At 52.8% G+C, this 23,697-nt stretch carries 19 protein-coding genes; 16 read left to right on the forward strand and 3 right to left on the reverse strand.

Going from position 1 to position 23,697, the window contains the following annotated elements:
- The first annotated feature begins 116 nt into the window (after window positions 1–116).
- Window positions 117–392 carry a hypothetical protein gene (locus ACR0J0_RS22965; protein ID WP_480666303.1) on the forward strand — a complete coding sequence of 92 codons (276 nt, stop codon included), beginning with the start codon at window positions 117–119 and terminating at the stop codon, window positions 390–392.
- Between the two features lie 70 nt (window positions 393–462).
- Here ACR0J0_RS22965 and ACR0J0_RS22970 read toward each other — a convergent pair whose 3' ends face one another.
- Window positions 463–2,622, reverse strand: coding sequence for a polysaccharide biosynthesis tyrosine autokinase (locus tag ACR0J0_RS22970; protein ID WP_480666304.1), 2,160 nt, complete (start codon window positions 2,620–2,622; stop codon window positions 463–465).
- A 741-nt stretch (window positions 2,623–3,363) separates the two neighbouring features.
- Here ACR0J0_RS22970 and ACR0J0_RS22975 point away from each other — a divergent pair.
- From ACR0J0_RS22975 to ACR0J0_RS23025, 11 genes are all read left to right on the forward strand, one after another.
- The gene (locus ACR0J0_RS22975; protein ID WP_480666305.1) at window positions 3,364–5,271 is read left to right on the forward strand and encodes a polysaccharide biosynthesis protein; all 1,908 of its coding nucleotides are present in this window, start codon (window positions 3,364–3,366) and stop codon (window positions 5,269–5,271) included.
- Window positions 5,268–5,756, forward strand: coding sequence for an NUDIX domain-containing protein (locus tag ACR0J0_RS22980; RefSeq protein WP_480666306.1), 489 nt, complete (start codon window positions 5,268–5,270; stop codon window positions 5,754–5,756). The genes ACR0J0_RS22975 and ACR0J0_RS22980 overlap by 4 nt, the downstream gene beginning before the upstream one ends.
- A gap of 768 nt (window positions 5,757–6,524) precedes the next feature.
- Window positions 6,525–7,829: a UDP-glucose dehydrogenase family protein gene (locus ACR0J0_RS22985; protein ID WP_480666307.1), complete on the forward strand. Its 1,305-nt coding sequence runs from the start codon at window positions 6,525–6,527 to the stop codon at window positions 7,827–7,829.
- A complete protein-coding gene (locus ACR0J0_RS22990) occupies window positions 7,826–8,839 on the forward strand; it encodes an SDR family NAD(P)-dependent oxidoreductase (RefSeq protein WP_480666308.1) in 1,014 nt (337 codons plus the stop codon). Before ACR0J0_RS22985 ends, ACR0J0_RS22990 begins: the two co-directional genes overlap by 4 nt.
- A 91-nt stretch (window positions 8,840–8,930) precedes the next feature.
- Window positions 8,931–10,217 (forward strand): hypothetical protein, encoded by a 1,287-nt coding sequence (locus ACR0J0_RS22995; RefSeq protein WP_480666309.1) that lies wholly within the window; start codon window positions 8,931–8,933, stop codon window positions 10,215–10,217.
- A 294-nt stretch (window positions 10,218–10,511) separates the two neighbouring features.
- On the forward strand, window positions 10,512–11,804 hold the full coding sequence (locus tag ACR0J0_RS23000) for a flippase (RefSeq protein WP_480666310.1): 1,293 nt from the start codon (window positions 10,512–10,514) through the stop codon (window positions 11,802–11,804).
- A gap of 11 nt (window positions 11,805–11,815) precedes the next feature.
- Entirely contained in the window at window positions 11,816–12,946 is a 1,131-nt protein-coding gene (locus tag ACR0J0_RS23005; protein WP_480666311.1) for a glycosyltransferase family 4 protein, read from the forward strand.
- A gap of 76 nt (window positions 12,947–13,022) precedes the next feature.
- Complete coding sequence (locus ACR0J0_RS23010; RefSeq protein WP_480666312.1) at window positions 13,023–14,108, forward strand: glycosyltransferase; 1,086 nt, start codon at window positions 13,023–13,025, stop codon at window positions 14,106–14,108.
- A 1-nt stretch (window position 14,109) separates the two neighbouring features.
- Entirely contained in the window at window positions 14,110–16,071 is a 1,962-nt protein-coding gene (gene asnB / locus ACR0J0_RS23015) for an asparagine synthase (glutamine-hydrolyzing) (RefSeq protein ID WP_480666313.1), read from the forward strand.
- 81 nt (window positions 16,072–16,152) lie between these two features.
- A complete protein-coding gene (tviB, locus tag ACR0J0_RS23020) occupies window positions 16,153–17,433 on the forward strand; it encodes a Vi polysaccharide biosynthesis UDP-N-acetylglucosamine C-6 dehydrogenase TviB (protein ID WP_480666314.1) in 1,281 nt (426 codons plus the stop codon).
- Entirely contained in the window at window positions 17,430–18,563 is a 1,134-nt protein-coding gene (locus ACR0J0_RS23025) for a glycosyltransferase family 4 protein (RefSeq protein WP_480666315.1), read from the forward strand. The genes tviB and ACR0J0_RS23025 overlap by 4 nt, the downstream gene beginning before the upstream one ends.
- 29 nt (window positions 18,564–18,592) lie before the next feature.
- Here the strand turns inward: ACR0J0_RS23025 and ACR0J0_RS23030 are convergent, their stop codons facing one another.
- Entirely contained in the window at window positions 18,593–19,372 is a 780-nt protein-coding gene (locus ACR0J0_RS23030; RefSeq protein WP_480666316.1) for a hypothetical protein, read from the reverse strand.
- Window positions 19,369–19,632 carry a spike base protein, RCAP_Rcc01079 family gene (locus ACR0J0_RS23035; RefSeq protein WP_480666317.1) on the reverse strand — a complete coding sequence of 88 codons (264 nt, stop codon included), beginning with the start codon at window positions 19,630–19,632 and terminating at the stop codon, window positions 19,369–19,371. Before ACR0J0_RS23035 ends, ACR0J0_RS23030 begins: the two co-directional genes overlap by 4 nt.
- A 123-nt stretch (window positions 19,633–19,755) precedes the next feature.
- Between ACR0J0_RS23035 and ACR0J0_RS23040 the strand changes: the two genes are divergently transcribed.
- From ACR0J0_RS23040 to ACR0J0_RS23055, 4 genes are all read left to right on the forward strand, one after another.
- The gene (locus ACR0J0_RS23040; protein WP_480666318.1) at window positions 19,756–20,346 is read left to right on the forward strand and encodes a sugar transferase; all 591 of its coding nucleotides are present in this window, start codon (window positions 19,756–19,758) and stop codon (window positions 20,344–20,346) included.
- A 2-nt stretch (window positions 20,347–20,348) separates the two neighbouring features.
- The gene (locus ACR0J0_RS23045; RefSeq protein WP_480666319.1) at window positions 20,349–20,993 is read left to right on the forward strand and encodes an acetyltransferase; all 645 of its coding nucleotides are present in this window, start codon (window positions 20,349–20,351) and stop codon (window positions 20,991–20,993) included.
- Between the two features lie 3 nt (window positions 20,994–20,996).
- The gene (locus ACR0J0_RS23050; protein ID WP_480666320.1) at window positions 20,997–22,130 is read left to right on the forward strand and encodes a DegT/DnrJ/EryC1/StrS family aminotransferase; all 1,134 of its coding nucleotides are present in this window, start codon (window positions 20,997–20,999) and stop codon (window positions 22,128–22,130) included.
- A 743-nt stretch (window positions 22,131–22,873) separates the two neighbouring features.
- Entirely contained in the window at window positions 22,874–23,539 is a 666-nt protein-coding gene (locus ACR0J0_RS23055) for a sugar transferase (protein ID WP_480666321.1), read from the forward strand.
- The last annotated feature ends 158 nt before the right edge of the window (window positions 23,540–23,697 follow it).

Below are 23,697 nucleotides of genomic sequence, written 5' to 3' on the forward strand. Positions count from 1 at the left end.
CCGGTTGAAAAACACGGATTTCGCAGCAGTTTTACCGATTTTTTTGCGATGGCGGCATTCTCAGCTCACATCGGATGTGATAGCGTCCGGTCAAGATTTAATCTTGGAGATTCAAAATGATCAGAATGACCCTTCTGGTTTTGGCCCTTTCCGCGACAGGTGCGTTTGCCCAGGATGCAGGAGCCACGGCTGCAACCCAAGGCGGTGCGGGCGGTGGCGCTGGTGCAGGTGGAGCCGGAGCCGCAGCTGGTGGTGCGGCGGCAGCCGGTGTGACTGGGTTTGTTCCCCTTGTCGCTCCGGCGCTTGGTGTTGCAGCGGCAGCTGTGGGTGTTGCAGCGGCAGCAGGTGGTGGTTCGACAAACAGCACCACAAGCACGGTCGGCACGAACTAAATCTGATTGCTTAGAAACAAAAAAGCGCACCTCAGTGGTGCGCTATTTTTTTGTACATCGGCTAGAGCGTTTAGTTGTTATAGTAATTGTTCGCGTAACTGCCGTAGGAATAGCCATATTGTCTGGCAGTGCGGGTGTTGATTTGACCCAACACAAGGCCAGTCAATCGCTGATTATCGTTATGGAATAGGCGCATGGCTTCGGCCACATCCTGTTCGGATGTGTCGTTCCACTTGATTGTTAGCAACACGGCGTCCGCATTGCGCGCAATCAGACGCGCGTCAGAGACCAATAGGGTTGGAGGCGTATCAATCAGGATGATGTCATACTGACCGCGCATTTCTTCCAAGAACTGCCGGAACCGCTCCGAGGCAAACAGGTCCGCGGCATTGGCTGATGTCCTCTCACCTGCGAGAATGTCACACCCCAGCAGCGGGTCCTGGAAAATCGCGTCCTGCGGCGTAGCGTCCCCAGCCAGAACCGACACGATCCCCTTCTTTGGAACGCCTTTCAGTTGCTCTGTCATCGTGAGGCGACGAATGTCGCCTTCCACCAACAGAACCTTCTTGCCGATGCCCACAAAGTTCTGCGCCAATGCCAGCGAATTCGTCGTCTTGCCTTCCGCCGGCAACGACGACGTCATCACTATGACCTGCGGCGGGCGGTCCACATTGGAAAGCATCAGCGAGGTGCGCAGGTTTCGCACAGCCTCAGCCGTAGCGGAGGACGGTTTGGAAGCGAGATACTCCAGAACTTTGCGACGCCCGCGGCTGGGAAATACCGGAATTTGACCCAGAACACTGTAGCCGGTTTTGCGCTCCAGATCTTTTGCGGACCGGTACCCTTTGTGCCGCGCTTCAACCAGCAAAACGATACCCGCGCCCAGCACAATGCCCAGGATCGCTGACAGCGCGAGAATTCTAGACTTGCGCGGCTCCGATGGAGTGCTTGGGATAACCGCGTTCGACAATTGCCGGCTATCCGCTTTCTGGATGCCTTCCTGTGCCGAAGTCTCTTTCAGTCGCGCCAGAAAATACTCGTAGAGCAGCCGAACAGCTTCGGCTTCACGCCCTAACTGCTGTAGCATGATAAGATCCGAACTCTGCTGTGCAATCTGTTTGCCCAACTCTTCGGCTGACAGCGACAAGGCATTTACCTGTTGTGTCGCGCGCCGTGCCTCAAGCGCAGTACGTGCAATCAGGCGCTGAAAGGCAATGTCAAAATCAACCTCGCCCGAACCGTTCTGGTCGATACTGGAAAAAAGACGTTCGATTTGCGGATCATTGCTGGCCTCGGCTTGTTCCGGGCGGGTGCCAGCTGCCTGCAGGATATCATAGCGTTCCTGCGCCGTATCGCGGGTTGACTCGGCAGCCACGCTGCGTTCGCGTAAATCCTTCAGCTGGATTTCCTGAAGCTGAAGCGCTTCCGGCGAAATCAATGCCGTGGTCGCGTTGAACTCGTTGACCTTCGCCTCGGCCGTCTCCAACTCGACCTGCAACTCAGTCACACGTCCAGTCAGCCACGCAGTTGCCTGCTCTGTTGCTTCGAATTTCACTTCGATCTGGTTCAGAACGTATAGCTCGACAATAGTGTCTGCGATCAAGGCGGATTTTAGCGCCGATTCCGTTTCAGCCGTTACCTCGAAAACAAGGCTTTGGCGCACGTTCCGAACCGAAACTTTGCGCGACAAATTCGAAATTACCCGGTCCCGAGTCACCTGCTCGGCCAGTTCCTCCGGGAGCTGTGCAGGTGTTTGGCCGACGCCCAGCATGGATTTGACAAACGCTTTTGCCCCGTCGACCGCAGATGGAGGCTGTAGCGCAGTATTGAACTCGGGGTCCAAAACCAACTCAAGTTTGTCTACCACTTTGCCCATCAGGCCGCGTGATTTGAGCACCTCAAGCTCGGAGTTGACTTCGGCTGTGTCGCCCGCCAAGCCCCCAACCACGCTTTGCAGATCAACAACGCTTGCCTGATCGGTCTCCAAAATAACCACGGCCGTAGACCGGTACAGCGGAACGGTCGCGACAAACGCATAAAGCGCGCCAATAAATATCGCTACTGCGGTCGTAACAGCTATGATCCATTTGCCGCGCCAAAGTGTGGCAACCGCGGCACCCAGATCCAGTGTGTCGTCCTCGGGAGGATCGGAAACTGGAACAGGGTTTGGAGCGCGGTTCGAACTGTTTCTCGACTTGAAATGTCCGTCATGAATTGGCGATTGGTTCATATCAAACTAAAATTCCCAGATGAAACGCACACGCGAACCGCTGCGATCGGCGCTCCCTACATCACTTTCTTGAACAAATAAAGGTCTCGACTGGCCATCAGGACGCACCGTTAAAACAGGATCACGCCGATGTGAGAAACGCATAAAACTATGCTTTTTTTTCGTGACGGTTGTCGCCGAGATTCACTCATATCGCGGGCGACCAAAGCTTTGTTGCGACAGCTTTCTTGGGCGGTTAGGCAACATAAAAACCACGGTCTTTCCGTTAGTCTTGTTGGTTTGATCCTCAGGAACCCGTTTACTCTTAACATTTGCATATGCTTCATCTAAGCACCGTTAAAAATCTGCGACACAGGTCCGATGCCGGGCAGCTTCTGCGGGGAGGTCAGCTTATCAATTTACTCAGCCAAACAGAAGAAACGCGTGTCTCAGAATAATACTCCATTTCGATCTGAATTCTTCCAAATCGAAATATGAAGCAGCATAACAAGTCACTTCACTCGCAAAATGCATGCCCTTGAATGAGATCTAAACAGTCTGCGGCTGACCCTCTGACTCAGGTCACATTGGCGCGCACCCAAAACAATCGGCTAGCGAAACCGCGTTGGTCGGCCTGGCTTGCTGCCTTGGGCCGGGCGATTTGGCGCAACTCCAAATTGATTTAAGGACTTTTCGTTGTCAAATTACACAAGCCATCTTTCGACGTTGAGCCGGCGCAGAAAAATTGCATTGCAGCTTTCTATGGATGCAATTCTGATTGTCTCATCATTTCTGGGTGCAATGCTATTTAGGCTCGAGAGCACAGATTTCCTGATCCAGAAAGATGTTTGGGCGGCCGTCCTAACCTCAGTCCTTTTTGCGCTGGTAGCCTTTCGGTTTTTGGGGCTTTATCGGGCTCTGATCCGTTTCCTCACCGGAAAAATTCTCATCATAGTTGGCGAAGGCGCTGTGATTGCAGCGATTGCTTTGTATGGCGCGGGCCTTTTGTTTGATGCGGGAATTCCCAGATCGGTCCCTTTTATTTTCGCCGTTTTCATCTTTCTGTCTGTCGGAGGGCTGCGTTTCATTGCCCGAACCTTTTTTCGCACTCCCAATCATGCGAACAAACGACCCGTAATCATTTATGGCGCAGGAGAAGCAGGGCTACAGTTGTTGAATTCGCTGTATCACGGGTACGACTATGCTCCGATCGCTTTGGTGGACGATGACCCTAACCTGCGAAATCTGGTTGTAGGTGGATTGAGAGTCTACGCACCAGATCGGATCCCGGATTTGGTGCAGGCAACCGGCACGCGCGTGGTATTGCTGGCAATGCCGGGATTGAGCCGCGCGCATCGCCGGGAAATTGTCAACGACCTTGAGAATCTGCAGCTTGAGATCAAAACAATTCCCGGAATGTCGGAGATCATCAGCGGTAAAGCCAATATTTCCGAACTGCGGACGGTCTCTGCAGAGGATTTGCTGGGCCGCGATCCTGTGGCGCCTGATCCGGAAATGCTTGCGAAGAACGTCGCGGATCGCGTTGTCATGGTGTCCGGAGCCGGAGGTTCGATTGGAAGCGAGCTTTGCCGCCAAATCCTGAATCAAAAGCCAACCAAGCTTGTACTTTACGAAGTTTCCGAGTTCGCGCTTTATACGATTGAATCCGAACTGTCAGCCGCTGTTGCCCGCCTGAAATTGCCCGTTGAGGTCGTTTCAGTTTTGGGTTCCGTTCAGCATAATCGCCGTCTTGAGGCGGCGATTGAGGCGTTTGGCGTCCAGACCATCTACCACGCTGCTGCCTACAAACATGTGCCCCTGGTCGAGGAAAACATCGTCGAGGGCATTCGGAACAACGTATTTGGTACGCTTGCAATTGCTTCGGCCGCTCAGAAGCAGGGTGTTGAGAACTTTATTCTGATCTCGACTGACAAGGCCGTTCGTCCAACGAATGTCATGGGTGCGACCAAACGAATTGCCGAATTGATCTGCCAGGCTCATGCGCAACAGGCGACGGGCACAGTGTTTTCCATGGTGCGGTTCGGCAACGTTTTGGGATCATCCGGTTCGGTCATCCCACGCTTCCGAGCACAGATCGAGTCCGGAGGGCCGGTGACGGTCACACACAGGGACATCAACCGATACTTCATGACAATTCCCGAAGCATCGCAACTTGTGATACAAGCAGGCGCGATGGGAAAAGGAGGCGATGTCTTCGTTCTCGACATGGGCGAACCTGTAAGAATTCTCGATCTGGCCATGAGTATGGTGAAGCTTCACGGTTTGAAGCCGTATTTGGCTGATCACCCGGATCACTTCGATCCGGAAAAAGGCGATATTCCAGTTTGCGTGACGGGGCTGAGAAAGGGTGAAAAGCTCTTTGAAGAACTTCTGATCGGAAACAATCCGTCACCCACGCAGCATCCTCGGATCATGACGGCTTCGGAAGTATCGCTTCCAATGGATCAATTGATGGCCGTTTTAGATCGGCTCATGCGGGCTTGCGAAACTTTCGACTTGCCGGAGATCATCACAATTCTACATGAGCTGCCAGTGGAATACGCGCCGATGGGCAACGGGATTTCTGATCTGTTGTGGGGCGCAACGCAGGGTCGTCTTAAAACAACAACCACGAATACTGCGGCGGACCTGGTTGGAATGCCCGCATGACATCGACGTCAAAAAAAGATGGGGGGTTATGGCGCCGTCTGTTCATACGAGTACTTCATGCCTATTTCCTGATAGTCCGCGGCATGACCCTTGGCGCGCGCGCGATTGTTCGGTCGAATGATGGTGAATTCTTGTTGGTGCGCCACACCTACATTCCGGGCTGGCACTTCCCTGGCGGTGGTGTCGAAAAGGGTGAAACAACCGAGGATGCCCTGAGGCGCGAATTGTATCAAGAGACTGGGCTTAGTGTATCCGGAAAGCCCGTTTTCTACGGCGTGTTCAACAACCTGGGTGTAAGTAAGCGGGATCACTTGCTGGTATATTGTTGCGAAGTCAAAGGAACTCTGCCGGACAAAACGGTAAGTATGGAGATTGCCGAAGTCGGTTATTTCGGCTTTGACAACCTTCCCGAAGGCACCGATCCAGGAACAGTCCGGCGCATGCGAGAAATAGTCGAGAAAAAGACGCCCGGCCTAACTTGGTAAGCCAGACTCTGACACAGATGCTTCGCCAATCTCAGACAGCTCTCATTGTAGCTGCGCGGTGAAACAACCTGGGTTGAAACTCCCGGAGCCGTTTCGCGGGGTGGCCAACCTTTTGTGCGCCATGCGAGTGCTCACCGACATGTATTGCAGTTCCTGCCAATCGATTTCGGCAAACGGTCTGGTTCTAACATTTAGGGTTTGACGGGGAAGTTTTGTGAGCACAAAAGGCTCGCCAAATCTCATTTATGTGTGGGGGCACACCGCATGTAATTTGACCGCCCCCACTAAGGCATGAGCGGGCCGCCCATGAACTCCGTCAAACCCCTGTGCCGCCTCACCTTCAGGGACCGCCCGCGAAAAGCGCAAACGGCTCAGGTCGCGACTTGTGTGCACGTGCAGCATTTGTTAACGCTCGTGCTGAGTAATGAGGACAGTACCAACACTTTCAATTTTCATCCAACAAGGCACCCTACGGTTAGCCCTTGTGTGGTAACCTGAGACAATCCCGACATGGCCCGCGGACGCGACATGCTACAGAGACACACATGTTTCTGCGCGCTTGACCATTTTCCGGGCGACCCGCGAACACCGCATCGCGAATGGGTCCTAGAAGTCGGCGTTAGCTTGGGGGACGCACTAAGTGCTGCTTGCCGCGATCAATAAAGGGCTCTTGCCGGAATTCCATATGATACCAAACTGTCTGGCACGTTGGTGCCTAGTAAAATTTCGGGATCAATTCCGGCATCCGAATTAAGGGATATTCAACTTATGAAGATTGCAATGATCGGGACCGGATATGTAGGGCTCGTCTCGGGTTTGTGTTTTTCCGATTTTGGCCACGAGGTCGTCTGCGTCGACAAAATGGCCGATAAGATTGAGAAACTTGAACGAGGCGAGGTGCCGATCTACGAGCCCGGTCTCGAAGCGGTCCTGGAACGCAATGTCGAGGCTGGACGCTTGCGCTTTACAACCGATTTGGCCGAGGCCGTTGATGGCGCGGATGCGGTCTTCATTGCAGTCGGCACGCCAACCCGAAGAGGCGAAGGGCACGCGGATCTGAGCTATGTGATGGCCGCAGCCGAAGACGTTGCGAACGCGCTGACCGGTTACACCGTCATAGTGACAAAATCTACGGTGCCTGTAGGCACAAACCGCAAAGTGGCGGAGGTGGTATCCGCCGCAAATCCGAACGCTGAATTCGACGTTGCCTCAAACCCCGAGTTCCTCCGTGAAGGTGCAGCGATCGATGATTTCATGAAACCCGATCGTGTGGTGGTGGGTGTTGAAAGTGACCGGGCAAAGTCCGTGATGGGCAAGATTTATCGGCCCCTATATCTGCGCGATTTTCCGATTGTCTATACTGATTTGGAATCAGCTGAGATGATCAAATATGCAGCCAACGCGTTCCTTGCGACCAAGATCAGCTTCATCAACGAGATTGCAGCGCTGTGTGAACGGGTCGGCGCAGACGTAAAATCAGTGGCCAAGGGCATGGGTTTGGATGGCCGAATTGGTAACAGGTTTCTGCATGCAGGGCCTGGCTATGGCGGGTCCTGCTTTCCCAAAGACACCACGGCACTAACCAGGATCGGGCAGGAACATAGCGTACCGCAACGCATCGTTGAGTCCGTAATCTCCGTTAACGAAGCGACCAAACGACGGATGATCGACAAGGTGACCGATCTGTGCGGCGGATCGGTCAATGGTAAGATCGTTGCCGTATTGGGCGTCACTTTCAAACCCGAGACCGACGATATGCGCGACGCCCCGTCATTGACGGTGGTGCCAGCATTGATCGGAAGCGGTGCACAGGTGCGTGTGGTCGACCCTCATGGTCGAAAAGAAGGCGAAGCACTTTTGCCCAAAGTGGAGTGGATCGAAGATCCCTACGTCGCCTGTTCCGGGGCCGACATTGTTATGATTCTTACGGAATGGAACGCATTTCGTGCGCTGGATCTGAAACGATTGGCTGATGGGATGGCGGAACCGACCATGGCCGACTTACGCAATATTTATGATCGAGAATCGGCACTAAAGGCCGGTTTCAAGGCCTATGAGGGAGTAGGACGTTGAGAACAGCTTTCATCACTGGAACCGGTGGATTCATCGGTTTTCACCTTGCAGAACTGCTATTGCAGGAAGGGTGGGCTGTCGCCGGCTTCGACGGCATGACCGACTATTACGATGTGCGCTTAAAAGAGCGCCGGATTGAGATGCTGCGCCAGCATCCCAACTTTTCATTCACCCAAGCGATGCTTGAAGACAATGACGCTGTGCAAGCAGCGGTCGCATCGGCGCAACCGGACGTAATCGTCCATCTCGCCGCCCAGGCTGGCGTACGATACAGCCTTGAAAACCCGCGTGCTTATATTGACGCAAACATTGTCGGGACGTTCAACATAATGGAGGCGGCGCGCGCCGTCCCGGTCCAGCATCTGCTGATGGCATCAACCAGTTCTGCCTATGGCGCGAACACCGAGATGCCGTTCTCAGAGACACAGAAAGCCGACACGCAACTGACAATTTATGCGGCAACCAAAAAGGCAAACGAGTCGATGGGGCATTCTTATGCTCATATCTACGATTTGCCGACGACAATGTTCCGCTTCTTTACGGTTTACGGCCCTTGGGGACGCCCCGATATGGCCTTGTTCAAGTTCACCAAAGGCATCTTGGAAGACACGCCAATTGACATTTACAACAACGGAGAAATGTGGCGGGACTTTACTTATGTAACGGATCTCGTGCGTGGAATTCGGCTGTTGATTGATGCGGTCCCTGGTGGTCCGGAAACCGCCGTCAAAGGAGACAACTTGTCTTCGGCAGCACCGTTCCGAGTAGTGAACATTGGCAACTCAGAGAAGGTTCGCCTGCTGGACTATATCGAGGCCATCGAAAATGCCCTGGATAAAAAAGCCATCCGAAAATACATGCCAATGCAAACCGGCGATGTGCCTGCGACTTGGGCGGATGCCTCTGTTTTGCAGCAATTGACCGGGTATCGCCCCGAAACCGACTATCGCGTCGGCGTCAAAAAGTTCACCGATTGGTACATGGAATACTACCACCCCGAGAAAGTATAGACGCCGCCATAGGGCCAATTCGGTCGCCCAGTTTCGGGGCTGCTGAACTGGCCGTTACATTTGATCGGTTGACGCGCATTCAGGAACGATAATGGCGATACTCGCTTTTTTCTTGGCGATTGCCTTTGCGGCATTCGTTTCACTCTACGTGGCGCAACGCGCGATCAGGCGAAATGTCACCAGTTTGCTGGATTGGACGTTGCTGGCCATAGCCGGAACCTACGGAATTGGCTGGGCCAGTGTAATATTCTCGTTCGGAACGATAGATGGATATTACTGGGAACCGTGGCTCGAAGGGACGCAGGGAATTTGGCCGCTGCACACCCTTCTCGCTCTGATGTTGGTGTTGGGTATTATTTTTGGCTGGCACATCTCACTCGGGAAAAGGAAGCAATACAAAGCGCTTCAAATAAGATCGAGCGTGTTGGCCTGGGTGTTGCTCGGTGTCGCCGTCGTAGCGCAGGTTCTGTATAGCCGGGCGCATGGGGGCCTTTGGGCGCTTACCCAAGACGCTGCCGCGCTTGCTATACGATCTGGGCTTAGCCAAACTGTTAATCCATTCTCCTTTCTTCAGCCATTTGGGCTGTTCTCGGCGATGGCAACATTTCTGTTTTTCGGGTTGCTGTTGCAGCAAAAAAGCACTGAAAGAACAATTGGTTTCCTGATATCAGCCGTGTTTTCTGCTTATGTCTACTACACGTTGTTCGGGCGTCTGGACTTTTTGGTTTTCATTCTATCCCTCGTACTTGCGCGTGCATTGTACGCGAACAGCAGCGCAGTTGGTTTGATTGTTCGGGGGATGATATTGATGGCAGGGGTGGTCCTGCTTGCGTTCTTTCTTAGCGCGTATTTCGAAGTCAAGAGCAGCGAATCCATCTCACTCTTCTTCTTCAATGAGTTTTCGTTCCCCTTTGCGTCGTTCGTTTCAATAATTAATGCTGCTGAAGTTCAGTATTATTTTTTCCGAGATTTTCTTTTCTTGCCGGTATACCTTCTGCCTTCCTCGTTTTACGCGGACTATTTTCCGCTGGTGAGCGCGCAGAACACCTATCTGGTCGTTGGATCCGAGAGAGGGACGGTTGGAGTTACAGGGGGCATTCCCGTCGATCTGCTGTCTCTCGGGTACTACCAACTTGGCGTCATTGGTGTGCCTTTGACCGGAGTGGTATGGGGATTTGTTCTTCGCAAACTGCAAAGGTTCCTGGATCGCATAGAGCCCAAAGGAATAAGGGCTACTTTGACCTCGTATATCTCATTAAAGGTTGCAATTTTTGGGGTTCTTTATACTCAACCAGAGCACATTGTGACACGGAACTTTGCTCTTATCGCCACACTGTTCCTGGTATGGCTGGTGGCCAAATTGAAATGGCGTCGCTGAACCAATGAAGGGAGAAGGGCAATGATTGCAATGGGATTGCGACGCTTGTGGCTAAGAGGGCTTGTGCGTCAAGGCTTACAAAATTTGGCTGGAATCCGTATGAATGGGCTTCGGGGCTCCGGCCATGCTCCTCGCCAGAAAACTATCGAAAAATCCACAACGACATTGGTCCGCACCACGACAAACATACCCGATAGCGTGACGTACTTGTTCCGCAGCGAGCTTGAGTGCAAAGACCCTGTCACATCCGCCCGGTACAACCGATTTACCCTTTTAAACGAGTCCTGAAAGTAAGTGTTGACGATATTCATTCCTGAACGATTCAGGGCGTTTACATCTGTTGTTTTTTCCAATGCCTGTGTGCAAGTCCTAAGCCGCGTTGCGGCTTTGGTGCTCTCGATGGTTTTGGCCCGGCTGTTGGGGCCAGAGAATTTCGGCATTTTTTCTGTCAACTACACGTTTGTAAGCGTCGCAGCGATTTTCGTCTGTATAGGCCTGCCGGTGTTTTTGACGCGGGAAATCGCGGTCCTCACCGGCAAACAGGGGTGGGGCCTTGCTTGGACAACTTACAAGGTTGCGATCAGAGTAGTCTTGGCAACATCAGCTTTTGCCGTTGCTGTGTTTTTGGCAGTCTATTTGTCTTGGCCCGAGTTTCGGATAGTCTCCGGCGGGCCCGTATTCCTGGGTGCTTTGGTGCTACTCATCCTGACATCCGTGTTGCGTTTATCGACTGGTGTTTTGCGGGGATTAAAAAAGGTTTCGACGTCTCTATTCCTTGAAACTGTTCTATTGCCAGCGCTGGTGCTTTTGGGGGTAAGTGCAGTCTATTTCGTTCAGCCTGACACACTTTCGGCCCAAACCGTAATCTACCTGTATGCCTTCGTGACACTCGCCGTGTTTTTGATCGCACAAAATGAATTGAGGCGTCCGTTTCCGAATGAGGGAATGTCCGGCGGCCAACGGGTGGAGTGGAAAAGCCTGCTGCGAGACACCTTGCCTTTTTCCCTGATCGGCGCCGCAGCCGTTCTGAACTCTTACGCAGATATTCTAATGCTGGCTTGGTTTGTCCCCACGTCCGAGGTCGGGTTTTATCGCGTTGCCTCACAAGCCGCAGTACTAATCACCTTTGGTTTGCAAATCGCCCAACTGATTGGTGCCCCGATCTTTGCCCAACTAAATGAACCGCATCTGCGGGATAAACTGAGTTCAGAGTTCCGCCGTTTTCGTATTCTGTCCGGGTCAGTGGCGTTGGTTCTGTTTTCGATCATCACTGTATTTGGCGATGAGTTGCTGACGCTGTTCTTCGGAGAACCCTTCGCCGCGGCCTATGTCCCTTTGGTTCTTCTGAGTGCCGGGTATTGCGTGAACGCAAGCTTTGGGCCCCTCGGTATTTTGCTCAGCATGAGCCGACAGGAAAAGCTGGTTTCCCGAGTACTTTGGGTCGCTGCTGGGATGAACATTCTACTGAACCTCACCCTAATACCGAGCTTTGGTCTGATCGGGGCCGCGACCGCGACATCATTAACAGTTGCCGCGGTGCACCCGTTTTTGTGGGTGGTCGCCAAAAGAAAGAAAATTCTTCAGTAATGGAAACTGGTTTGAAAGATCCACAGAACCTAGAGGGGCGCAAGATCGTCTTTTGCCTCAGTTCAATTGGCGGTGGCGGTGCAGAACGCGTTGCCTCTCTGCTTTGCAACCACTGGGCCAAACTTGGTGCGAAAGTCATGATTGTTGCGATTGCATCTGTGCGCACCTCGCAAGGTTATGATCTCAGGGACGACATTACAGTTGTCCACCTGGCCGATCAGGTCGCAGGGAACCGCAATAAGCTTGTCAGAATTTTTGCTTTGCGCCGCATTTTCAAGGAGTTTTCACCCGACGCGATTGTGTCATTTCTAACGGACGTGAATGTCGCCAGTCTTCTGGCGGGTGCCGGCACGAAATACCCAATTTTTGTTTCAGAACGAAGTTTCCCTCCGGCACGCCTTAAAGAGACCGGCAGAGTTTTTTCGACACTAAGAAGGTGGTTGTATCGTTTCTCTGATGCGGTTGTCGCGCAGACAAGCGAAGCAGAAAGCTGGCTGTCTGACAATTGCCCTAGCAGCAATGTTGTCGTCATTCCCAACCCGGTCAGCTACCCGCTTCCCGGAGCATCCGAACTGGAAGCGGATCACCAGACTCTGGTCGATGGCAGGAAGGTTATTCTAAGCTCGGGAAGGCTAATCGCTTCCAAACGACACGATGTTTTAATTCGCGCCTTTGCTGATCTGGCGGACAAATTTCCAGATAGCATCCTCGTTATCCTTGGAGAAGGACCTGAACGAAGAGATCTGGAGGAATTGAGCAGACAGCTTTCCGTTGCAGACAGGGTTTTTCTTCTTGGGCATATGGACAACCCCGGGGCTTGGTACAGTCAAGCCGACGTATTCGCCTTTCCCTCGTCCTTCGAAGGGTTTCCGAACGCTGTCCTTGAGGCAATGTCTTATAAACTGCCAGCGATATGCTTTGATATCGCTGCTGGCCCCCGTCAACTTATACAAAATCGGGAAAATGGAATAATCCTGCCTGACGACAACCATGTCGCCAGAATGAAATCTGCAATTGACGAACTACTGAGCGACGCTGATCTTCTTACGAAAATTTCCGCAAACGCAACCGCTGTCCGCGAGCGCTATTCAATCGAACATGTTTCGCACCAGTGGCTTTCGCTGCTCTTCCCCAAGGGTTAATGGATCCCAAGGTCGCTTAAGGCAGGAAAGTTTAATGGTTAAACCCCGTATTTTGCACATAACTACCGGTCTGAACGTGGGCGGAGCTGAGCGATTTTTGCACACTCTTCTCACAGGTGAGCTGCGCCATGATTTTGACAATCTGGTTATTTCGCTAATGGACCTCGGGCACTACGGGCCACTGTTGCAAGCGAAAGGCGTAGAAGTTCACACACTAGGGATGAACCCTGGCAAGCCAAGTTTCAGAAGCTTGGTCACTGCGCGAAAACTGGTTCGATCAATCCGGCCTGACCTGATCCAAGGTTGGATGTACCACGGCAATTTGATGTCCGAATTGGTGGCCGGAAAAACAAAGACGATTTGGAATATCCGTCAGAGCTTGTACGACCTTGGCCGTGAAAAAAGGGGCACTCAACTGGTAATTCGCGCGAACCGGTTTTTGTCTCGTCGCCCGTCCAAGATCGTATACAACAGCGAACTTTCACGGGACCAACACGAGCAGTTCGGATTTAGTGACCGTAGTCTGGTTCTGTCTAACGGGTTTTCGCCCGAAAAGTGGAAACCGAACCCAATGGCCCGTAAGGAGTTGCGACGGGAACTGGGAATTCCGGAAGAGGCCCCTATTGTCGGCTATGTTGGTCGATATCACCCAATGAAGGATATTCCGGTTTTATTGAAGGCATGCACCGAAATCCTAGACCGTGACAAGAAAGTTCACGTCGTAATTGTCGGGCGTGAGCTGACTGCAGATAACCGAGAAATCGCGCCATTTTTCGAGCGGATGCAGATGGACAGAGTGCATCTGCTTGGCCAGCGTTCTGATATTCCTGATGTTATGCCAGCGTTTGACTTGTCCTGCTTGACGTCCCGCTGGGGAGAGGGCTTTCCAAACGTCATAGGTGAGGCAATGCTATGCGGTGTTCCTTGCGTAAGCACCGATGTTGGCGACGCATCGCGCGTCATTGGGTCTTGCGGGAAGATCGTACCATCCGCGAACCCCACCGCATTTGCCGAGGCCGTTTTGGAACTCCTGAACATGCCTGCTTTTGAAAGAACCGGCTTGGGCAGCAAGGCACGCGACAGAATTTCAGGTGAATTCTCCCTGAAAAACATAACAGATCACTACCGCACGCTGTACACGGCGCTTCTTAAGGAAATTTGAAATGTGTGGAATTGCAGGTATCTGGGCGAAAACGCCGAGGACAGAAATCGCGACCGTTGCACGAAACATGTCAAATCTGATCGTGCATCGCGGGCCGGATTCCGGTGATGTATGGCACGATAACGACCCGGCAATTGCACTGGCACATAGACGGCTTGCCATTATCGATCTTTCAGAAGCTGGCAGGCAGCCAATGCATAGCGCCTCTGGCCGCTATGTGGTTGTGTTCAATGGTGAAATATACAACCACCTGGATATCCGGAAAGAGATTGAGGAAATCAGTGCCGATGCAGGTTGGAACGGCCATTCGGATACTGAAACGATCGTGTCCGCTCTGGACGCCTGGGGCCTTGAAGGAATGCTTCGTCGATTGAACGGCATGTTCGCAATTGCGATTTGGGACCGTAAACTTCGCCAACTTCACCTTGCGAGGGACCGTATGGGCGAAAAACCACTCTACTACGGAAAAGTTGGAAACGCCTTTGTATTTGGCTCGGAACTGAAAGCCTTGAAAGCGGTACCGGGTTGGGAAGGTCGGGTTAATCGTGACGTTCTGGCGCTTTATCTCCGGCATAACTGCGTGCCAGCACCGCATTCGATTTATGAAGGTATCTACAAGCTGGCATCGGCCCACTGTGTGACCATCAGCGATATCACCGCTGACTTACCCGAGCCCGTTCCCTACTGGAGCCTTGAAGACGCCTTTGACAGTGGTGCCCAAAACCAACTGCAGGGGGATGCCGAAAGCGCCAGCGACGAGTTGGAGAAGCTGTTATTGGATGCCGTAGGAATCAGAATGATGGCTGACGTTCCTCTGGGGGCGTTTTTGTCTGGCGGCATCGATTCCAGCCTGATTGTCAGCCTGATGCAGGCGCAAGCCAACAAGCCAATCAAGACCTTTTCGATCGGGTTCGAAGAGGCCGGGTTCAACGAAGCGGTTTTTGCCAAAGAGGTTGCAGCTCACTTGCAAACCGATCACACCGAGCACTATTTCTCATTCAAGGACGCCCAGGACGCGATACCATCTCTGCCCAAAATGTGGGACGAGCCCTTTGCGGACTCCTCGCAAATTCCAACTTATTTCGTGTCCAAAATTGCCCGCGAACAGGTCATAGTTGCCCTCTCAGGCGACGCAGGGGATGAGCTTTTCTGCGGCTACAACCGCTATAACATGGGCTATAATGTCTGGAACAAGCTCAAGCTTCTTCCCAAACCGGCAAGGCATGCGATCTCAAAAACAGTTCTTCGTATCCCATCAGGCTCCATCGACTCTGTGTTTTCAAACCTGCCCAGACGCATCCGTTATCTTGGCGCGGGGGACAGGGCACATAAACTGGCGGAAGTTCTTCGCCTGACTGATCATGAGCGATTTTACTTGCATCTCGTGTCGCATTTTAAGGATCCGAATTCGGTCGTTCTGGACGGAGAGGAACCCAAAACTCTCTTTGATCGGCGCGACGATTGGCCAGACCGCAAAGACATGCGTGACCAGATGATGTATGCGGATCTCAAGACCTACTTGCCGGACGACATTTTGACCAAGGTGGATCGCGCCAGCATGGCTGTGAGCCTTGAGGCACGCGTACCGTTTCTGGATCACCGAGTCGTCGAATTCGCACAGCGGTTCCCGGTCGCGTGGAAAACGCACAATGGGCAGTCGAAATGGCCTTTGAGAAACATTCTGTACAAATACGTTGACCGTAAGCTGATCGAACGTCCCAAGATGGGCTTCGGAATTCCGCTGGCTGAATGGCTGCGCGGTCCCCTCGCCGAATGGGCGGAAGATCTGTTGAATCCGTCGGCACTGCGCAATGATGGTTTTTTTGACGAAAAAACCATTACTGACCTTTGGTCCCGACACAAATCAGGAGTGTCGAATGCGCACTACTACATTTGGGACATCTTGATGTTTCAGGCGTGGTTGCGGAATGAAGAATGCACCTCTTTGCTGGAGCCCGCCTGACCTGATCAGGGATCGTTCACCAGATCAGATACGACCCTCTCAAATATGGTTTTCAAACAACCTTAAAATACGAGAACTCATATGAATAACCCAGAACCCAAAAAAATTGCCGTAATCGGACTTGGCTATGTCGGACTGCCTCTGGCGTTTGAATTCGGTAAGCACCGCCCAGTCGTAGGTTTTGACATCAATTCAGCACGTATTGCTGAGTTGCAGTCTGGCAAGGATTCCACTCTTGAGGTTGAAGCCGATGAACTGTCCAGCGCAGCGCACCTGAGCTTTTCGTCGGACATAGACGAATTGGCAAAATGCCAGATTTTTATTGTGACCGTTCCGACACCTATCGACAGTGATCGCCGTCCAGACCTCACCCCATTGTTGAAAGCCTCGGAAACCGTGGGCAAGGCGCTGAAAAAAGGGGATATCGTCATTTACGAGTCGACAGTCTACCCGGGCGCCACTGAAGAGGACTGCGTTCCTATACTCGAACGTGTGTCCGGCCTGACGTTCAATAGAGATTTCTTTGCTGGCTACAGCCCTGAACGGATCAACCCCGGTGACAAACTCCACCGCCTGACCACCATCACCAAGGTCACTGCCGGCTCGACGCCGGAGACCGCTGATGAAATCGATGAGCTGTATTCATCCATTGTCACAGCCGGAACACATAAGGCACCGTCGATCCGAGTTGCCGAGGCTGCCAAGGTAATCGAAAACACCCAGCGTGATTTGAACATTGCATTGATCAACGAACTGGCGGTGATCTTCAACAAGATGGACATTGACACCGAGGCCGTGCTGAAGGCTGCGGGTACAAAGTGGAATTTCCTGCCATTTCGCCCGGGATTGGTTGGCGGTCACTGTATCGGTGTTGATCCCTATTACCTTACCCACAAAGCGGAATCGATTGGATACCACCCGCAGATTATTCTGGCCGGACGTCGTCTGAATGACAGTATGGGCGAATACGTTGCGGCACGGTTGGCAAAAGAGTTAAGCCGCCGCCGTATTCATATGCAAGGAGCCCGTGTCCTTGTGATGGGATTGACCTTCAAAGAAAACTGCCCTGACATCAGAAACACACGAGTTGTCGACGTCGTTAGTGAATTGTCCGAATTCGGGGCGGACGTCGACGTGTACGATCCCTGGGTAGATCATACGGAAGCAGAACATGAGTACGGAATTCAACTGATCGATCAGCCGGAAGCGCATTCATATGATGCGATTGTGATTGCTGTTGCCCACGATCGTTTCAAGGAGTTGGGTGAAGAAGGATTGCGCGCTTTGGGTGTTCCGGGAGCCCATGTGATCTTCGACCTGAAATACGTGCTTGAACAAAATGAGGCGGACATCAGGCTATGACCCAAAAGCGTATCCTTGTTGTTGCTGGCCTCGCTGAATCGCTAGTTAAATTTCGAGGCCATCTCATTCAGGACTTGGCCTCGGCTGGGCATGATGTTCACGTTGCCGCGCCCGGTATTGATGGCGATCCACAAATCAGCCAACGTTTGCGGGAACTTGGGGCGTCTCCGCATGACATTCCATTGAAGCGGGTCGGGATGAATCCTGTGTCGGATCTCCGGACATTGCTGGCACTGGTTCACCTTTTCAGAACCGTCAAACCACATACCGTTCTGGCCTACACGATCAAGCCGGTTGTTTGGGGCGGGATTGCGGCCCGCCTAGCGCGTGTCCCGTGTTTCTTTGCGCTCATTACGGGGCTTGGCTATGCGTTTACCGAAAACGCTAAAGGCGCGAGAGCATTTCTTCAGCGCCTGCTGCAAGTTTTGTATCGCGTTTCTTTGCGTGGCGCGTCTGGAGTAATTTTTCAAAACCCTGATGATGCGGCTGAGTTCTCGGACAGGGGGTTGCTTCCGGTTCAACTGGCACCCCGCGTCGTGAACGGTTCGGGTGTCGATACCAAAGATTTCTCTGTTGCGGATTTCCCTGAATACCCGACGAGGTTTCTCCTGATTGCGCGGCTGCTTGGTGACAAGGGAATTCGTGAGTTTGCTGAAGTGGCAAGGAGGTTCAAGGACGGTAATATTCCGGCCGAATTTCATCTTGTCGGCCCTATTGATCCAAGCCCGAACGGTTTGCCTGAAACCACCGTGACACAATGGCACGCTGACGGACTATTGCACTGGCATGGCAGCTTGTCAGACGTGCGTCCTGCGATTTCATCCGCCCATGTCTATGTCTTGCCGAGTTTCTACCGCGAGGGTACGCCACGCACGATCCTCGAAGCAATGTCGATGGGAAGACCCATTGTTACGACCGATGCGCCAGGATGTCGTGAGACGGTTGAGCAAGGGGTAAACGGGTTTCTTGTGCCGGTCCGTAATGCTGAGGCACTGGCTGAGGCCATGAGCAAGTTTGTAGGCGACCCCGGTGCAATAGCTCAAATGGGCGCACAATCTCGAAGGATCGCTGAAGAAAAGTATGATGTGAGAAAAGTGAACGCACACATGATGGAAGCGATGGGGCTGTGACAAGCCCAACCCCAATTTAGGCTCGATACTCAAACAGGACCGGCAGGCGGCGAAATCCTTGCATCAACATTTGCCAGGCATTTTTTCAGATCGCCGGGCTCAAGCCACGTCGAGAACAGCAACAAGCCGAACAGGTCAATCCGTGCAGGAAGTTCACCAGCGGGTGAAAAAGCCATCAGCACGTGCGCGGCGTTCAGGTTCGCCGCTGCCGGGGTCGCATTGGTATACTCGGTTCCGCCGGCTTTGCGACTTGCACTGATTTTGTTACCGTCCACGCGGATTGAAATTGCTTTGTGGTCGGTCATCGGAAAGTAACCCGGTGTGTCGACAGGAATGATCGTGCCGCCATCGTTTTTTGCGAGCGACCGTGAGGCACCGCTTCCGGCGATTACAATATACCCAGACGTTGCACCGGAAAGAAGGATGGAGCGTGGCGAAGCACTATCCGGTTCCACCAGCCCAGCAACTATCTGTCCTGTATCTATGTCGACCGGTGCCGCCAGTACCATCCAGGCACCGATCCCATCAAATTCCAACCAATGGCGCCCATTGACGTGTCGATAGATGGGCCGCGCCGCTGATGAGGTTTGCACGGCGTGGTGTCCGTTTCCGGACTTGTCCAACATTCTTCCCACCGGTTGGCCTGTTGCCGTGACCGGTGTGGTGCCGGCGGCATCCTGAAAGAGCGTCGTCAAATCAGATGGATCAAACCAGGCACCCTGCGCGCCATCAACGAACAACTCAGATGGTGACCACAGGCGCGAACGCCGCGGCGCGCTGGTCAGGGAAAGGTCACAAATGGTTTTCATGCGAGCACCAGTGCATGGATACCTTGCGCCGTCGTACCGGTGGCATGGACGCGCTTTATCCCCAATGGGAGAAACGAGAAGTCGGCGACGGTTATTGTGCGGGTTTCGCCCGCCACAGTGTCGATCACAATCGCTCCACCTGTCTCGACATAGAGAGCGATGGCAACCATCGGCAAGTCGGTGGAATCCTGCGGTGTAACAGGGTGTGCATCGGTCGCTGGACCGTGGATGGAGCGGGCATGAGTTGCAAAGGGATTCATTCCGGAGCCTTTTTTGCTGAAAGGGGGCGCAGAGGAACGCCCGTGATTGAAGTTCACCGAAAGATCACGCAGAAAGGCGTCGATTGGGTTTATGAACCGTTTGGATTGGTAGGAGTTTATTAATTGCAAAAGCGCGTCTTGGATGTTGTTGGCGCAGGTGTGGGGCTATTGGTTCTGTCGCCCGTCCTGATCATCGTTTCGCTGATGGTCCGGCGGCAGATGGGTGCTCCGGTTTTTTTTCGACAAACGCGCCCTGGCCTCGGCGGTAAGCCCTTTCAGATGATCAAATTCCGCACGATGCGCGATGCAATCGACGCGAACGGAAATCCTTTGCCCGACTCTGAACGGCTGACGCGATTGGGTCGTTTCCTGCGATCCAGTTCGCTCGACGAACTCCCGGAACTGTGGAACGTGCTGAAGGGCGACATGAGCCTCGTCGGGCCACGTCCGCTGCTGGTGGAATACCTGCCGCTTTACAGCAAAGAACAAGCCCGCCGTCACGAGGTGCGCCCGGGCGTAACGGGCTGGGCACAGATAAACGGCCGAAATGCGATTTCGTGGGACGAGAAATTTGCGTTGGATGTCTGGTATGTCGACAACCGCAACCTCAAGCTTGATTTGAAGATCATCTGGCTGACGATCCGAAAAGTTGTGAAACGTGAAGGGATTTCAGCGGCGGGTGAAGCGACGATGCCAAGGTTCACGGGAGAATAATAGTGAATTTGTACGGGGTTTACGGCGCCAGTGGCTTTGGCCGTGAAGTAATGCCGCTTTTGCGCCAACAGGTCGGTCACGATCCCAATGCAGAATGTGTATTCGTAGACGATGCTGACAACGACAACACTAACGGCCATCAATGCTTGTCATTTGCTCAGTTTTTGGAATACCCGGCGGACAGCCGTGCGATCACGATAGCAATCGGAGATGGGGGCGTCCGACAAAAGCTCGCAAAGAAATGCACCGATGCTGGTTTGACGATCTTAGATGTTCGGGCAGCGGCCAGCTGCGTTTTAGATGAGGTGCGCATTGAGGAGGGGCTGGTTTTGTGCGGTTTCTCGAGCATCACTTCAAACGTCAAAATCGGACGCCATTTTCACGCGAACATATATTCATATGTCGCGCATGATTGCGTAATCGGTGATTTCGTCACTTTCGCGCCAGGGGTGAAGTGCAATGGAAACGTCCACATCGGCGACAACGCGTATATTGGCACCGGAGCGATCATTCGCCAGGGTACGCCCGATAAGCCACTAATGATTGGCGCTGGCGCTACCGTTGGCATGGGTGCAGTTGTCACACGCGATGTTCCGCCCGGCGTCACCGTCGTCGGCAATCCGGCCAAACCCCTCATCAAGGCTTAATTCATGCGTATATACCTTTCCCGCCCGCATATGTCCGGCCACGAGCAAGATCGCGTTGCCGAAGCCTTTGCATCAAACTTCGTAGCGCCGCTCGGCCCGCAACTCGACGCATTCGAGGACTCGGTGCGAGAGTACCTTGGCGCTGACGTCCATTGTGTTGGATTGTCTTCAGGATCCGCCGCCCTGCATTTATCCCTGCGCATTGCCGGCGTTGGTCCGGGTGATGAGGTCTGGGTTTCCTCGATGACCTTTGCGGGTGGCATCTTCCCGGTGAATTACCTTGGTGCCAAACCGCGCTTCTTTGATCTCGACCCCACAAGCTGGACCATCGACGCCGCTCTGTTGGCTGATGAACTTACCCGCGCTGCCACTGAGAACCGTCTGCCCAAGGCAATTGTGCCTACAGATCTTTATGGCCAGTCCGTTGACCTCGATGCACTGGAAAGTCTCGCCGCCCAATATGGTGTCCGCCTCATTGTCGACAGCGCCGAAAGCCTTGGTGCGGAGTACATAAACGGCCGCAAGGCTGGAACTGGTGGAGATGCTGCGATCTTGTCCTTCAATGGGAACAAGATCATCACTACTTCGGGCGGCGGCATGATGGTTACGCGCCACAAGGACTGGGCTGATCAGGCGCGCTTCCTTGCCACTCAGGCCCGAGATGCGGCCCCGCATTACGAGCATTCTACCTATGGTTATAACTATCGGATGTCTAACATCTGTGCGGCCATTGGGCTGGGGCAGATGCAAGTTCTCGATGACCGAGTTGCGCGACGCCGAGAGATTTTTAAACGCTACAAGACGGCGCTCGCTCGCCCGGGTATTAACTTCATGCCCCAAGCCGACGGGCTCCAATCAACCCGCTGGCTCACAGCCTTGACCATCGACCCGACGCAGACCGGCGTTACGCGTGAAGACATCCGCCTGATGCTGCTGGAAGATGAGATTGAGGCCCGACCGCTTTGGAAGCCAATGCACATGCAGCCGCTTTACGTCGGTACACCCTATCATGGAACGGGTGTCGACGAACGTCTGTTCGCCACCGGCATCTGCCTGCCATCTGGGAGCGATATGACGAACGATCAGCAGGATGAGGTGATTGAGCGGGTCACTTCACTGCTTGACGCATCGCGCTGAACAGCTTCGGGCGGCTCGGCAGATACCCGAAAGGTTTCGTCCGAGCTGTCGCCCTCGCTGTTCTTTTCATTTGTAGTTTGTGAGTCTTGAACCTCGGGCACAGCGTGGATTCAAAAGTGTTTTGATTCCCATTTCTTCATTCAATTGGAAAAAATCAAATAACCAATATCTGAAAATTTATACAACCATAACCTGAGCTCTCGCCAATTTAGCCGCCTGTCCTTCAAGGCAGGCGGCAGTAAATCGAACTTGTTTTTCTCGTTGGTTTCTGGCTGCTGTTTGTTGACTTTGATGAAGAACGCCAAGGCGCTACGTTTCTGCGGACAATCAACTTCAGAATTCAGGCCAATATGACCGCGCTTGTATTTGAGAAGGCACATGTCAACGAAAGAGTTGTCAGTGCCGAAATCGAACAAGCAAATACGCTCAGGAGGTGCCTTTTTCCCGCTATCGGGTCGGTGTGGTAGTTAGTAAGGGTTGATCAACAAATGTTATGTTCTTCTTTAAGCTTATTAACTTAAGCTCGAATTTTTTGTCCTGGAACACGTCACGATTACAAATTCGGATGTTATGTAAATAGACAATTTCGATCGTCGCTCGATTAATCCCGGTCGACCGAACAAATTTTAACTGCACTTTAAGTTTTGCGCTTGACGGGATCGCGGCAACATTACTAGAGGATTAACACGGGGTAAATTTGTTCAAAATTTGAACGGTAAGATTTGTAAGGTATTCGAGCTGTTATGTTTGACTTTGGTTTTCCTGACTCGGAAGCTCCGAAATCCCCTGTCTCAGCACATACTTCGAACGTAACATCAAAGCTCATTTTTCAAGTCGCGAAACGCGTGTTTGACTTGGTGGTCAGCGTTCTTTTCCTGGTCCCTCTAGCAGTTTTGTGCAGTGCAGTTTTGTTGATCCTGAACCCTCTTTGGAACAAGGGTCCGCTTATCTTTTCGCAAGAGCGGATGGGGCGGGACTGTGTGCCTTTCACAGCTTACAAGTTTCGCTCTATGCGCCCGGTAGAACGGATCAAGCGCACAGCAGATTGCCCGTTGGAGGAAGACAGAATCACTCCGCTGGGCCGAATTCTGAGAAAAACACGCATCGATGAATTACCTCAAGTTCTCAATGTCTTAAAGGGTGAACTGAGTTTGGTTGGTCCGCGGCCGGACTATATTGAACATGCCCGAGACTATCTGTCCAACGTCCCAGGCTACCAAGCGCGCCACAGTGTACGCCCCGGAATCACGGGTTGGGCACAAGTTGAGTTGGGTTATGTCGAAGGTACAGATGCCACGCGGCAAAAAGTTCAGGCCGACCTTTATTATATCGCCAATTCCAGCATGGCTCTGGAAGCACGTATCGTTTGGCGAACACTTGCTGTCATGGCACGGTGCGACGGCGCGTAAGAAAATGTGATCTTTGGGATTTGCTTCGCACCGCCGGCCTTTGTGCCCATCTGCGGTATTTCTCACCAATAACCCAAAGCATTTTGTCTGAAGGTAAAAAGAATTTTACCTCTCGCGCCATAAGTTCACCAGCATATTTTGTTCTTTAATTTCTAATT

The sequence above is a fragment of the Ruegeria sp. BF12 genome (assembly GCF_056538705.1).